The organism is Aminobacter anthyllidis (genome assembly GCF_018555685.1).
In the GTDB taxonomy this organism is placed as follows: domain Bacteria; phylum Pseudomonadota; class Alphaproteobacteria; order Rhizobiales; family Rhizobiaceae; genus Aminobacter; species Aminobacter anthyllidis.
In genome coordinates this window covers 170,571-184,331 of the sequence record NZ_JAFLWW010000010.1, presented here as the reverse complement: position 1 = coordinate 184,331, position 13,761 = coordinate 170,571, and the positions used below count along the sequence as shown (strand labels likewise).

Sequence of the window (13,761 nt, the reverse complement as noted above, 5' to 3'; positions counted from 1 at the left end):
TCCTCGGGCGGGTTGGACCACTGGGCATGACGAACTACACCCTTTCCCATTGGGGCACCTACGAGGTCGAACCCCGTGGGAACGGTTTGCCCGCCCTGAAGCCGTTCAGGCGCGATCGGGACCCGAGCCCGATCGGCCTCTACCAGCTCGACCCGGCGCTCGACAGGCTCCGGGTCCGGCGCCCGGCCATACGCAAGAGCTGGCTCGATCATGGCCCGGGAGCAGCACCAGAGCGGCGCGGTATCGATCCCTTCGTCGAAGTGGAATGGGATCGCGCCCTTGATCTTGCCGCAGCCGAGATCGACCGGGTCCGCACCGCCCATGGCAATTCGTCGATCTTCGGCGGCTCCTATGGCTGGTCGAGTGCCGGCCGCTTCCACCACGCGCAAAGCCAGGTCCATCGCTTCCTGAATGCCGCCGGCGGCTATGTCCGGCATGTCGATTCCTACAGCCTGGGCGCGGCAAACGTCGTGCTGCCGCACATCGTGGCGAGCATGGACGAACTGATGGCCGGCCATTCCTCATGGGATACGCTGGCCGCGCATTGCGAGCTGTTCGTCAGCTTCGGCGGCGTGCCCGTCAAGAACTCCCAGATCAACGCCGGCGGCGTCGCCCTGCACGGCGTGCCGGCGGGTCTTGCCGGCATGCGCGCAGCCGGCACCCGCTTCGTCAATATCGGCCCGGTACGCGACAATTTCGGCGCGGTCGCCGATGCGGCGGAATGGATCGCCTGCCGGCCCAACACCGACACAGCCTTGATGCTGGCGCTGGCATGGGTGCTTCTAAGCGAAGGCCTGCACGACCAGGCATTCCTCGAACGCTGCTGCACGGGCTTCGACAACTTCGTCCCCTACCTCACCGGCGCGATCGACGGCACGCCCAAGACACCTGAATGGGCCGCAGCGATCAGCGGCGTGCCTGCCGGAACCATCGTCGATCTCGCGCGTCGCATGGCATCGTCGCGCACGATGCTCAATGTGTCATGGTCGATGCAGCGCGCCAGCCATGGCGAGCAGCCCTACTGGATGGTGGTGACGCTGGCGGCGATGCTCGGCCAGATCGGCACGCCGGGCGGCGGCTTCGGCGTCGGCTACGGCGCGGCAAATCTTGTCGGCAGCGCCCACACCCGCATCAAGGGCCCGACGCTGTCGCAGCTCAAGCCGGGCATTCCCGATTTCATCCCCGTCGCCCGCATCGCCGACATGCTGCTCAATCCCGGCGCGCCCTTCACCTACAATGGCAAGACGCAGAACTATCCCGACATCCACCTGATCTATTGGGCCGGCGGCAACCCGTTTCACCATCACCAGGACCTCAACCGCCTGCTCACTGCCTGGCAGAAGCCGGAAACGGTCATCGTCAACGAGCAGTACTGGACGCCGACGGCCAAGCGCGCCGACATCGTTTTGCCGGCTACGATCTCGCTCGAACGCGACGATATCGGCTCGGCAACGCTGGAAGCCTTCATCGTTGCGATGAAGCAGGCGGTGCCACCGGCCGGAGAAGCCCGCGACGACTATGCGATCTTCGCCGAACTGGCCGAGCGGCTCGGCTGCGGCGAAACCTTCTCCGAAGGGCTCGACGCCGCCGGCTGGCTGACGCGGCTCTATGAAGAATGCCGGCCGCTCAACCGCGCGCGCGGGCTCGACCTGCCCGACTTCGAGACCTTCTGGCGCGACGGGCTGATCGACCTCACCCCGCTCGACCGCCCCGTCACCATGCTCGCCGACTTCGTCGCCGATCCGGACAGCAAGCCGCTTGGCACACCGTCGGGCAAGATCGAGATCTTCTCGCAGCGTATCGCCGGCTTCGGCCTGGATGACTGCCCCGGCCATGCCACATGGATGGAACCGGCGGAGTGGCTGGGCGACGAACTCACGGCCAAGTTTCCACTGCACCTTCTGACCGACCAGCCGGCGCGCCGGCTGCACAGCCAGCTCGACGCCAGTCCCTACAGCGCCGGTGGCAAGTCTAATGGCCGCGAGCTTGTCTACATGAACCCGGGGGATGCCACGCAGCGCGGGCTCGGCGAAGGCCAGATCGTCGAACTTTTCAACGATCGTGGCCGCTGCCTGGCAGCGGTGACGATCAGCAGCGACATCATGCCCGGCGTGGCGCGGCTCAACACCGGCGCATGGTTCGACCCAGACCCTGAGACCGGGCTTGAAAAGCACGGCAACCCGAACGTGCTGACGCTCGATGTGCCGGCGTCTAGCCTGTCGCAAGGCTGCAGCGCCCAGACCTGCCTGGTCGAGATCGCCGCCTTTGCCGGTCCGGTTCCACCTGTCACCGCCTTTTGCCTGCCGGAATTTGCGACATCATGACCACCGCACAGAACGCGCCGCACCAGCACATGCGAACGGTGTGGTGGCAAACCGCCAATCCGGCACCTTTGACCCAACCCTTATCGGGCACAAGCAAGGTCGACGTCGCGATCATCGGCGCCGGCTTCACCGGCCTGACCGCGGCACTCCACCTCGCACGGCGTGGCGCGCGAGTCGCCGTGCTCGAGGCCGAAACGATCGGCAGCGGCGCGAGCGGCCTCAACGCCGGTTTCGTCGTGCCGAATTTCGCCAAGGCCGACCCGGCGGCGGTGATCGCCAAGCTTGGCGCTGAACGCGGCCACAAGTTGCTCCAGATGATCGGCGGTGGCGCCGACCGCGTCTACGCGACCATCCGCGAAAACGGCATCGCCTGCGATGCCGAGCAGGTCGGCTGGATGCATGTCGCGCATTCGGAAAAGATGCTCGGCATCCTCGAACGCCGGGCGGAAGCCTGGCAGGCGATGGGCCGTCCGGTGCGCATGCTCGACGCCGCCGAGGCGCGCCGCCGCGCCAGCCTCAGGCATAACGCCGGAGCCCTCATCGACGAGAGCGGCGGCACGCTGCATCCGCTCAACTATGCCTATGGACTGGCAAGCGCTGCCATCAAGGCCGGTGCCTTCATCCACGAGCACGCGCCTGTCCGGGCCGTAGAGCGGTCGGGCAATGGCTGGCGGCTGACCAGCGGAAAAAGCACGGTCAACGCCGACACGGTCCTGCTGTGCACCAATGCCTCGGAGCAGGGTGCCGCCCGCCGCCTCGGCCGCATCGTCGTGCCGCTGCGCGTCTACCAGATCGCCACCGCCCCGCTCGACGAGGCAACGATGCGGCGCATTTCGCCGGAGCGGAACCCCGTTGCCGACACGCGCGCCAACCTCTTCACCTTCAGGCTCGACCGCGACAACCGGCTGATCAGCGGCGGCATGTCGATGCTTCCGCTCGGCGCCCAACCCCGCATGGCTGCGATGGTCGCCGGCCGCCTGCAGGCCGAATTGGGCCTGCCGCGCCTGCCCGTAGTCGAAAGCATCTGGCGCGGCACCGCCGCCATGACCACCGACTTCCTGCCGCATGTCTATGAATTCGGTCCGCGCTTCATCGGCGGCATCGGCTGCAACGGCCGTGGCATCGCCTTGACGGCAATGCTCGGCGAGGTGCTGGCCGACGCCGCGTCCGACACGCCGCGCGACGCATTGCCAATCCCGCAGGCATCGCCGCGCGCCTTGCCGTTTCGCAGCATTGCCGCGGCGGCCCCGTCGGTCGCCATCGCCCAGGCCAGATGGCAGGACCGGCGCCAGGGATTGTGATCGCCAGATACGGCGGCATATCTGTCTGGCCTCGCAAAGGAGCCGTTTTCAATGCTGATCCTCAACCGGCAGGCCGTCGCCGCCGCCTTGCCCATGGCCGACTGCATCGACGCGATGCGCATCGCACTCGCTGATTTCGCCACCGGTGGCTACAAGCTGTTTCCGCGCCAGCAGCTCAATGCCGGCCCCGGAGAGGTGTTGATGGGGCTGATGCCGACATTCTCGCAGGCTGGCGGCGAAAAGCTCTGGTGCCTGAAGGATGTGCTCGTCGCCCACGACAACGCGGCGCGCGGCCTCGACAATCACCAGGGCGCTGTGCTGCTCAACGACGGCGAGACCGGCCAGCTTCGAGCCGTGCTCGACGCCACCGAAATCACCGCCCGCCGCACCGCCGCGACTTCAGCCGTGGCAACGGCGGCACTGGCCCGGCCCGACGCGAGGACCGTCGCCATCCTCGGCACGGGAACGCAGGCCGAGACGCATATCGAAGCGCTGCGCCATGTCATCCCAGATGCTGCCTTCGTGCTCTGGGGCCGCTCACGCGACAAGGTCGTGGAGCTTGCCGGCAAAAGTGGCGCCGAGACGGCCGACAGCGCTCGGGCTGCGGTCGCCGACGCTGACGTGATCTGCACGCTGACCGGCTCGAAGGAACCTATCGTCGAGCTCCACTGGCTGAAGCCGGGCTGTCACATCAACGCCGTCGGTTCCAGCAACCGCATGGCGCGCGAGCTTGGCGACGACATCGTTGCCGCTTCGGCGTTCTTTGTCGATTCGCGCAGCCAGGCCGCGGTCGAGTGTGGCGAACTGCTGCAGCCGCTCGAACGCGGCGTGATCGGCCCCGATCATGCCCGCGCCGAACTCGGCGAGGTTCTGGCCGGCCTGCGTCCCGGGCGGTCGTCAGCCCAGGAACTCACGGTGTTCAAGTCGCTCGGCATCGCCGTGGAGGACGCTGCGGCAGCAATTCGAGCCGTGAAGAACGCGATCGACAAGGGCCTTGGCCAAAGGGTCGCCTGGTAGGGCCCCTGCAGCAAACAGTTCACACGCGTCGTGCCGGCTTGATACCGCGCGGCGCGATTTCTATGCTATGGGCAGATCCATCGTTTGATCAAAAGAGGAAGCTGGATGAGCGTCGATTTCCTGGAGCCTGTTTCGTCGCGCTCGACGATTCAGGACGGTATCTATCGCCAGCTGCGCAAGGCGCTGATGTCGGGCCATTTCGACCCCGGCCAGACGCTGACAATCGCCATGCTGTCCGACACGTTCAAGACCAGCCACATGCCGGTGCGCGAGGCGCTGCGTCGCCTGATCGCCGAGAACGCGCTGGTGGTGCTGACCACCGGATCGGCGCAGGTGCCGACCGTCAGCCTGGCGGCTCTGGACGACCTTTGCCTGACGCGCATCGCGCTGGAAACGCTTGCGGCCAAGCTCGCCACCGAACGCTCGACGCCGGCCGACCGAAAGACCTTCCGGCATCTCGTCGAGGAGCATGAGGCCGCCGCCAACGACAGAAATCTCGAATTGATGCTGGCGCGGAACCAGGAGCTGCATTTCGCCGTCTACGACTGCTGCGGCTCGCCCGTCATCACCCAGTTCATCCAGAGCCTGTGGCTCCGGTTCGGCCCGTATATGCGCATGCTGTCGGGCCACATCGAGCCGGTGCTGGTCTCCGGCAAGTACCAGCCGAGCTCGCATCACCGCGACCTGATCGAGGCGATGGATGCAGGCGACGCCCGTGCCGCCGCCAAGGCGATCAAGGGCGACATCGAGACGACGCAAGCCCTGCTGCGCCGCCTGTGCAAGGAAGCCGTCGAGACGAACTGACAGGCCGGCGCTAGTGCCGGCCTTTCAAGCCTGACTCTCAGGCGGCGTGACGCGAGGTGACCGGCTGCTCGCCGATCAGGCCGCGCGGCCGCAGCAGCAGCACCAGCACCAGCGCCAGGCCGATGATCATCGCTTGGGCCGCGCCGCCATAGATCTGGAGCTGCTCCGGCAACATCTTCGACGACGCCGCACCGATGGCGCTCCAGATGCCCCAGACAACGATCGCGCCGAGGATGGCGCCACGATTGTTGCCGCTGCCGCCGATGATCAGCATCGTCCAGATCTGGAAGGTCAGGATCGGCAGGAAGTCGAACGGGCTAACGAAGCCGATGAAGCTGGCATAGAGCGCACCGGCAAGCCCCATCAGCGTCGAGCCGATGACGAACGCCTGCAGGCGGAAGCTGCGGGTGTTCTTGCCCAGCGTTTCGGCGGCAACCTCGTCCTCGCGGATGGCCTTGAGCACGCGTCCCCATGGCGAACGCGCGATGCGCTCGAGGGCGACATAAGCGATAGCGAGGATCACCACGACGACGGCCAGGTAGCCGAAATTGTTGGCGAGCGGCGCCGCAAACAGCCCGCGGAACGGATTGGGGATCGAGGCGATGCCCATCGTGCCGCCGGTCAAGGCTTCGAAGTTGGTCGCCACCAACTGGATGGTGACGGCGATGCCGAAGGTGGCGACGGCAAGGTAGTCGCCGCGCAGCCGGACCGTCGCCAGACCGGTGATGAGCGCCGCAAGTGCTGCGGCGGCCATCGCGCCGACCAGGCCAACGATCCAGGGCAGTTCGAAATTGCCGAGCAGTTCCGGACGCGCCGGCGCTGTCAGGATCGCGAAGGTGTAGGCGCCGATGGCATAGAAGCCGACGATACCGGCATTGAACAGGCCGGTGCCGCCCCATTGCAGGTTGAGCCCAAGCGTCGCGATGCCGAGGATCAGCGCAACGGTGAGGAAGAATACGAGATACGAAACAAATCCGATCATCTGAGCCTCACACGCGTGCCGACCTGGAGAACAGACCCTGCGGCCTGAGGTAGAGGATGATGAGCAGCAGGCCGAAGGGCACCGCCGCCTTGTAGCCGGTCGGGATGACCAGCGCCGACAGGCTTTCGGCGAGGCCGACGATCAGGCCGCCGGCGACCGCGCCGAACAGGCTGCCGGTGCCGCCGAGGATCGCCGCCGTGAACAGCGCCAAAAGCATGTTGAAGCCCATCTCCGGACGAATCTGCACCGTCAGCCCGGCAAACACGCCGGCAATGGCGGCAAGCGCTCCGCTCAGCATCCAGGTCCAGCGCACCACCTTGGCGATGTCGATGCCGCAGACCTGCGACAGGGCCGGGTTCTCGGCCATCGAACGCATGGCGACGCCGATGCGGCTGAACTTCAGGAACAGGTGCAGCGCCACCACCAGCGCCACCGTCAGCACCAGGACGAGCACCTGGTCGGGCATCAGCCTGACATTGGGCAAGACCTCGAGCGAGATCTGCAGTTCCTGGCTGTAGTAATGCGCATCCGCACCCCAGACGAAGAGCACAAGATTGCGCAGGATCAGCGCAATGCCGAAGCTGGCGAAAACCAGCGTCAAGCTGCTGGCGCGACGCTTCCTGAGCTTGGAGAAAACGAGCGCGTCGGCGGCAACGGCGATCAGCCCGGTACCGACGCAGGAGACGACGATGGCAACGAGCAGCGGCCAGCCAAAGGAGAAGGGACCGATTGCGGGGCCGGCAGGCAGGAACGCCACCACCGCAAATGCCAGGTAGGCGCCCCAGGTCAGCATTTCGGCATGGGCGAAATTGGCGAATTTCAGCATATGCGCGCACAGCGAATAGCCGATTGCCCCGAGCGCGAGGATACCGCCGGTCAAGAGACCGTCGGCGATGGCTTGTCCGATCATGATTTCCTCCGGAAGCCCAGGAATGCTTCGGCAATGGCGTCGTTGTCGAGCAGGTCGGTCGCCGTCCCCGTCATGTGGTTGCGGCCTTCGACCAGGACATAGGCACGGTCGGAAACCCGAAGTGCCGCCTTGGCGTTCTGCTCCACCATCAGCACCGCGACGCCGCTCTTGGCGAGGCGGCGCAGGTCGTCGAGCACCTCGTGGACGATCTTGGGGGCCAGGCCCGCCGTCGGCTCGTCGAGCATGATGACGCGCGGATCGGTCATCAGAGCGCGCGCCACCGCGAGCATCTGGCGCTGGCCGCCGGAGAGCACGTTGGCTGCGGCGCGACGACGGTCGGCCAGCGCCGGAAAATGCTCGAAGGCGCGCTGCACGCGTTCGCGCAGCACCGAACGCGGCAAGGTGTGGCCGCCGCTGATCAGATTGTCCTCGATCGACAGCGAGGAAAAGACGTTGCTGGTCTGCGGCACGAAACCGACGCCCGCGGCGATGATCTCATGGGTCGGCAGGCCCGAGATACGCTTGCCGCCAAGCTTGACCTCGCCACCCTCGACCAGCACCAGGCCGGCGAGCGCCTTGAGGAAGGTCGACTTGCCAGCACCGTTCGGGCCGATCAGCGTGACAAGTTCGCCAGCATCGATGGTGACCGAGATGTCGAAGACGATCGGCATGCCGGGGATGTAGCTGGCGCGCAGGTTGCGCGCTTCGCAGACGGGCGCGCTCATGCCAGTTCTCCCACCGTTACGTCACCGAGATAGGCGTCGACGACGCGCTGCTCCTTCATCACGCCGGCCGGGTCGCCTTCGAAGATCACCCGTCCCTGCGCCATCACCACGATGTGGCGGCAGATGCGCATCACCATGTCCATGTTGTGCTCGACGATGAGGAAGGCGACACCGCGCTCGTTGAGCGCCACGATCTTGTCGATCAGCGTTTCGATGAGTGTCGGGTTGACGCCCGCCGTCGGTTCGTCGAGCAGGATGAGCGGCGGGTCGACCATCATGACGCGGGCAAGCTCGAGCAGTTTCTGCTGGCCGCCCGAAAGCACGCCGGCAAGGTCGCGCGCCTTATCGGCGAGACCGGTGAAGGCAAGCACCTCCATCGCCCGTTCACGGGCGCGGCGTTCCTCGCTGGCCACCAGCCCGCCGCGGAACCAGTTGTTCCAGAATTTCTCGCCCGACTGGTCGGTTGCCGACAGCATGACGTTTTCGAGCACCGACATCTCGGGAAACGGCCGCGGGATCTGGAAGGTCCGCGCCAGGCCGGCGCGGAAGATCTTGTCGGGCCTGAGGCATGAAATGCGTTGGCCGCCGAAGATCACCTCGCCGGCACTCGGCTGGACTTCGCCGGCGATGAGGCCGAACAGCGTGCTCTTGCCCGCGCCGTTGGGGCCGATCAGGCCAGTGATCTGGCCCGCCTTGACCGCTATGTCGACACCGTCCACCGCCTTGAGCGCGCCAAAGCTCCTGGAGAGGCCCCGGGTCTGCAGGATGACATCGCCGGTCTGTGTCATGCACTGCCCCGCTTTGCTTCGCTGGCCGGCGCTCCGTCGCGCCCGTCCCAGAGATTGTTGAAGAACCTGGACAGCCGGTCCATGCCTTCGTCCAGCCGCTCCAGGCTCTCGGAGCCGAAGCAGACGCGAAGATGGCCTTCGCCCGATTGACCGTAGAAGCTGCCGGCCTCGACGACCACATCTGCCTCGTCGAGGATCCTTTCCGCAAGCGCCTGAGACGGAATGCCGAAGGCCGAGATGTCGGGAAAGGCGTAGATCGCGCCTTGCGGTGACGGGCATTTCACGCCCGGCATCTGGTTCAGGCGGCGGACGACGAGATCGCGCTTCTGGCGGTCATGGTCGACAAGTTCGGCAAGCACTTCGGAAGGGCCGGTGATCGCAGCACGACCACCGGCCTGGATAAATGTATTGACGTGGGTGGCGTCGTTGGCGGTGATCTTGAGCAGCCCGGGCATCGCCCAGGCGGGTGCGACCATGTAGCCGAGACGCCACCCATCCATGGCAAAGGATTTGGTGAATGCAAATGCTGTGATGGTGCGCTCGGCCATGCCGGGCAGTGCGCCAATGGAGATATGCTCGCGGCCGTCATAGACCATGTCTTCATAGACCTCGTCGGAAATGAGGAGCAGGTCGCGCCGGATCGCCAGTTCGGCAAGACCTTCGAGCTCGGTGCGCGAGTAGACGCGGCCGGTCGGGTTGACCGGATTGACCAGCACGATCATCCGGGTGCGCTCGGTGATGGCGGCCTCGATCAGTTCTGGCTTGAGCGCGAAATCGTCGGCGGCATCCAGCGTCACGAACACCGGCTTGGCGCCGGCCAGCTCGATCTTGCCGATATGCTGGGGGTAGAACGGGTCGAGCAGGATCGCCTCGTCGCCCGGATCGAGCAAGGCCAGGAACGCCGCGAACGAGGCGTGCGTCAGCCCGTTGGTGACCAGGATGTCCGCCGGGGTCACATCCATGCGGTTCTGGTTGCGCAGCTTTTCGGCCAGCGCGGCGCGGAAGCTCGCCGTGCCCTTGAGGTCGCTGTAGTGGACGTCGCCGGCCAGGATCGCCGTGATCGTCGCTTGCTTGATGTGCTCGGGCGTATCGGCGGCCGGGCGGCCAAGCTCGAGATGGATGAGGTCACGCCCGCTGCCGGCAAGTGCCGCCGCCTTCTGGTACATGCCGAATGATTTCTGTGGCGTCTCGGAGATACGCCGCGCGACCCGCTTCATTGTTCCACCTGGCTGATGTTTGCCGCAGCGCCGGCCTGGCGGCGCGCGATCACTTCGATCTCGACCTTGATCTCCTCGACGGGGAAACCGCAGATGATGGTCGTGTTGGTCGGGCGCGGGTCGGCGAAGGTCGCGCCGAGCACGCGCGAGACGGCCATGACGTCGTCGCGGCTGGCGAGGTAGACGCGCACCGAAACGATGTCGCGCAAGCCGGAGCCTGCTTCCGCCAATGCCGCTGCGATGATGTCGAGCGCGCGCCGCGCCTGGGCTTCAGCCTCGGGCGCGAAGCCGCCAATGGCCGGATCATGGCCGGCCGTGCCTGAAACGAAGATCCAGTCGCCGTCGACAAGCGCCCGGGAATAGCCCGCGAGCTCCTCGAATGGAGAGCCGGAGTAGATCGCTTTTCTTGTCATCGGCGCCTCTGCAATATACGCTCATTTGATCAAACCATCAGCGTGATAACGCAAGTTCGCGGTGAGATCAACCGCCTCTAGACGGCGTGGGAATTTTGGGTCGATGGACGGAAGGCATAATGCGTGAACAGTCAGGGACTGGACGCCGGGTCGATCGGATCGCAGGCCAACATGAACCGCCACAGCAGTCACTTGCGCGTGACCCACGCCGATTCCGCGTAACAAAACCACATCCATCTCCGTATCCTGTGCTGGCGGGCATCGTTCGGCTTGGCCGAGCGGGCCTAGACGTGTCTCAAGGGACGCGGCCAGGAACGAACTGGAGCAGTTGGATGACACGGGACATTTCGAGAGCAAGAAAGATAGCCGTTAGGCCGGTATTCTGGCTGTCAGCCGCGGTCGCCGCATTTGGCGCCTGGGCCCTGGCGACACCGAGTGCGGCGCAGGAGGGGATAAAGATTCCGGCTCCCGCGCTCGACGCGCCGGCGCAAGGCAACTCGGAAGTGGCGGTGCTGGCCGGCGGCTGCTTCTGGGGCGTGCAGGGTGTGTTCCAGCACGTCGAGGGCGTCGCGAACGCCGTGTCAGGCTATGCCGGCGGCGACAAGCAGACGGCGCAATATAGCGTCGTCGGCAGCGGCTCGACCGGTCATGCGGAATCGGTCAGGATCACCTTCGACCCGCACAAGATCAGCTATGGCCGGATCCTGCAGATCTACTTCTCCGTCGCGCATGATCCGACGGAGCTCAACCGCCAGGGTCCCGACACCGGCCCCCAATACCGCTCGACGATCTTCCCGGTCGACGCCGAACAGGCAAAGGTCGCCAAGGCCTACGTTGCCCAGCTCGACAATGCCAAGGTCTTTGACGCCGCCATCGCGACGACGATCGAACCTGGCCATGCCTTCTACAAGGCCGAGGACTATCACCAGGATTTCCTGACCCTGAACCCGACTTACCCCTACATCGTCTACAACGACCTGCCGAAGATCGAGAACCTCAAGCGCCTGTTCCCGGAACGCTACCGCAGCGACCCGGTGCTGGTCTCGGAGGCCAGGGCGTCCAACTGATCGCGTCAGCGCTGGCCCGCGACGCGGCAGCACCGAGAAATCCCAAATGGCTCCCGCTTGAGCGGGGCCTGCCGGCAAATCTCAGGCCTGGGCCGGGAACCAGGCGCCAGAGCCGCCGTGGCTGAGACGTGGCGACGCAATCGCGCCGTGGATGCGTGAAACGAGCGACGCGTCATGGCCGCCGATGACTGCGCGCCAGTTGTCGCCCTGCAGCATGGCGAAGACGGCCGCGACGGGCTCGATGCCGGCCGTGCGCAGCAGGCGCAACACCGCCAGCATCGAAGTGCCGGAGCTTATGACATCATCGACGACCAGCACCCGCTTGCCCTGAAGCAGCGGCAGCATGCGCGGATCGAGATAGAGCCGCTTTGCGTGATCCGGGCTGGTGATCGAGCTCATTGGCTCGGACAGATCCTCGCTGTACCAGAACTTTTTCGACGTCCCGAGCGCCACCATGCGCTCATGGCCCAGACGCCGCGCGACGCCATTGGCAAGCGGCAGGCCGAGCGTCGGCACGCCGATGACGACGTCGGGGGCGTAGGCCCGAGCATGCGCGGCCATCGCGTCCGACAGCGCATCCTCCACAGTGAAGCTCGCCTGGTTGACGATCATCGAGGCCACCGCCCGGCTGCCGTCGCCAGGCAGGATCCGAACAGGCAGCGCAATCTGGCGTCCATCCGGCAGCACCGCCGGATAGAGGTCGCGGAAGCCCTCGGCAGGCGCCGTATCGAACGTGCCCTCGGGATAGACTGTCTGCCAGAATTGATGCGGAGCGAGTGGCACAACGGGCCTTTCTGTTGCAGAAGGGGACATGCGGCGCCGATGGTCCTGGGCGCCTGAGATTGCGGAACCGGGCCGAACGGAGTTTGCGTGATGACATCGACGGCCGGGCACGACAAGGGCGAAATCGCATTGCTGACGGCCTTGCGCCGCGACATCCACGCCCATCCCGAGCTCGGCTTCGAGGAGGTGCGCACCTCTGCAATCGTGCAAAAGATGCTGGCCGAGGCCGGGATTGCCATGCAGACGGGTCTCGGCAAGACCGGCGTCGTCGGAACGCTCAAGATTGGCGACGGCTCACGGCGGATCGCCCTGCGCGCCGACATGGATGCGCTCGCCATGCCCGAAATGGCCGAGGATCGCGCCTACAAGTCAACCATCGAGGGCAAGATGCATGCCTGCGGCCATGACGGCCACACCGTCATGCTGCTGGGCGCGGCGCGCGAGCTCGCCCGCCGCAAGAATTTTTCCGGCACGGTGCACTTCATCTTCCAGCCGGCCGAGGAAGGTCGCGGCGGCGCAAAAGCAATGATCGCCGACGGCTTCTTCAAGCAGTTCCCGGTCGATGCGGTCTATGGGTTGCACAACATGCCTGGCATCGCGCCCGACAGCATGGCGGTGGTCGCCGGTCCGCAGCTCGCGTCGTCCGACCGCTGGACCGTCACCTTCAAGGGTATCGGCACCCATGGCGCCAAGCCGCATCTCGGCCGCGACGCCATGACTGCGGCCGGCCAGTTCCTGACGGCACTTCACACCATCGTCGCGCGCCGGGTCGACCCGCTGCAGCCGGCGGTGGTCAGCGCCTGCGCCATGGAAGCCGGCAGCTTCGAGGCGCTCAACGTCATTCCCGACCTGGTCAAGATCGGCGGCACGTCGCGCGCCTATTCGGCCGCCGTGCGCGACCAGTTGGAAGAAGAGATCGGCGCGCTGGCCGAGGGCTCGGCGCGGCTCTACGGCATCGAGGCGGAGTACCGCTATTTCAGGCAGATGCCGCCCGTCGTGAACGACCGCGACGCCACGCGCCGGGCGCTGGCGGCGGCACAGGCGGCACTCGGTGTCGACAAGGTCATGACCGAGTTCCCGCCCTCGACCGCCGGCGACGACTTCGCCATGTTCTCCCAGGAGGTGCCAGGCGCCTATGTCTGGCTCGGCAACGGCCCCGCCGTCGACGGCGCCCTGCACCACAACAGCCGCTACGACTTCAACGACGATGCACTGGCGAGTGGGGTGAAATTCTGGACGACGCTGGTCGAGCAGGAGCTGGCGGCGTAGAGGCTCGTCAACCGGTGCGCTGAAAGCCCCTCTCCGGTTCGGTACGCGAACCACCTCTCCCCACTTCGTGGGGCGAGGAAACGCTCATCTCGCAGGGCGCGGCCTCTCAGGATTTGGGTTCCTCGCCCCCACAAAGTGGGGGCGAGGTGGCACGGCAAAGC

Annotated in this window: 13 protein-coding genes; 6 read left to right on the top strand and 7 right to left on the bottom strand. The window is 66.0% G+C overall.

Annotated elements, in window-relative coordinates; genetic code table 11:
• Positions 1-26: 26 nt before the first annotated feature.
• From J1C56_RS27100 to J1C56_RS27085, 4 genes are all read left to right on the top strand, one after another.
• Positions 27-2,324 carry a molybdopterin guanine dinucleotide-containing S/N-oxide reductase gene (locus J1C56_RS27100; RefSeq protein WP_214393102.1) on the top strand — a complete coding sequence of 766 codons (2,298 nt, stop codon included), beginning with the start codon at positions 27-29 and terminating at the stop codon, positions 2,322-2,324.
• The gene (locus J1C56_RS27095; RefSeq protein ID WP_214393101.1) at positions 2,321-3,625 is read left to right on the top strand and encodes an NAD(P)/FAD-dependent oxidoreductase; all 1,305 of its coding nucleotides are present in this window, start codon (positions 2,321-2,323) and stop codon (positions 3,623-3,625) included. The genes J1C56_RS27100 and J1C56_RS27095 overlap by 4 nt, the downstream gene beginning before the upstream one ends.
• A gap of 51 nt (positions 3,626-3,676) precedes the next feature.
• Positions 3,677-4,642: an ornithine cyclodeaminase family protein gene (locus tag J1C56_RS27090; protein ID WP_214393100.1), complete on the top strand. Its 966-nt coding sequence runs from the start codon at positions 3,677-3,679 to the stop codon at positions 4,640-4,642.
• A gap of 105 nt (positions 4,643-4,747) precedes the next feature.
• Positions 4,748-5,446 carry a GntR family transcriptional regulator gene (locus J1C56_RS27085; RefSeq protein WP_214393099.1) on the top strand — a complete coding sequence of 233 codons (699 nt, stop codon included), beginning with the start codon at positions 4,748-4,750 and terminating at the stop codon, positions 5,444-5,446.
• Positions 5,447-5,483: 37 nt separating this feature from the next.
• Here the strand turns inward: J1C56_RS27085 and J1C56_RS27080 are convergent, their stop codons facing one another.
• From J1C56_RS27080 to J1C56_RS27055, 6 genes are read right to left on the bottom strand one after another with little or no spacing between them, the layout of a single operon-like run.
• Positions 5,484-6,428, bottom strand: coding sequence for a branched-chain amino acid ABC transporter permease (locus J1C56_RS27080; RefSeq protein ID WP_214393098.1), 945 nt, complete (start codon positions 6,426-6,428; stop codon positions 5,484-5,486).
• A 7-nt stretch (positions 6,429-6,435) separates the two neighbouring features.
• Positions 6,436-7,338, bottom strand: coding sequence for a branched-chain amino acid ABC transporter permease (locus J1C56_RS27075; protein ID WP_214393097.1), 903 nt, complete (start codon positions 7,336-7,338; stop codon positions 6,436-6,438).
• The gene (locus tag J1C56_RS27070; RefSeq protein ID WP_214393096.1) at positions 7,335-8,063 is read right to left on the bottom strand and encodes an ABC transporter ATP-binding protein; all 729 of its coding nucleotides are present in this window, start codon (positions 8,061-8,063) and stop codon (positions 7,335-7,337) included. Before J1C56_RS27070 ends, J1C56_RS27075 begins: the two co-directional genes overlap by 4 nt.
• Complete coding sequence (locus J1C56_RS27065) at positions 8,060-8,851, bottom strand: ABC transporter ATP-binding protein (protein WP_214393095.1); 792 nt, start codon at positions 8,849-8,851, stop codon at positions 8,060-8,062. Before J1C56_RS27065 ends, J1C56_RS27070 begins: the two co-directional genes overlap by 4 nt.
• A complete protein-coding gene (locus J1C56_RS27060) occupies positions 8,848-10,068 on the bottom strand; it encodes a pyridoxal phosphate-dependent aminotransferase (RefSeq protein ID WP_214393094.1) in 1,221 nt (406 codons plus the stop codon). The genes J1C56_RS27065 and J1C56_RS27060 overlap by 4 nt, the downstream gene beginning before the upstream one ends.
• Positions 10,065-10,481, bottom strand: coding sequence for a Rid family hydrolase (locus J1C56_RS27055; RefSeq protein ID WP_214393093.1), 417 nt, complete (start codon positions 10,479-10,481; stop codon positions 10,065-10,067). The genes J1C56_RS27060 and J1C56_RS27055 overlap by 4 nt, the downstream gene beginning before the upstream one ends.
• Before the next feature lie 332 nt (positions 10,482-10,813).
• Between J1C56_RS27055 and msrA the strand changes: the two genes are divergently transcribed.
• Positions 10,814-11,548 (top strand): peptide-methionine (S)-S-oxide reductase MsrA, encoded by a 735-nt coding sequence (gene msrA / locus J1C56_RS27050; protein WP_214393092.1) that lies wholly within the window; start codon positions 10,814-10,816, stop codon positions 11,546-11,548.
• Positions 11,549-11,629: 81 nt separating this feature from the next.
• Here the strand turns inward: msrA and J1C56_RS27045 are convergent, their stop codons facing one another.
• The gene (locus J1C56_RS27045) at positions 11,630-12,331 is read right to left on the bottom strand and encodes a phosphoribosyltransferase (RefSeq protein WP_338001512.1); all 702 of its coding nucleotides are present in this window, start codon (positions 12,329-12,331) and stop codon (positions 11,630-11,632) included.
• 90 nt (positions 12,332-12,421) lie between these two features.
• On the opposite strand from J1C56_RS27045, the gene J1C56_RS27040 reads away from it, so the two are divergent.
• Positions 12,422-13,600: a M20 aminoacylase family protein gene (locus tag J1C56_RS27040; protein WP_214393090.1), complete on the top strand. Its 1,179-nt coding sequence runs from the start codon at positions 12,422-12,424 to the stop codon at positions 13,598-13,600.
• Positions 13,601-13,761 lie beyond the last annotated feature (161 nt).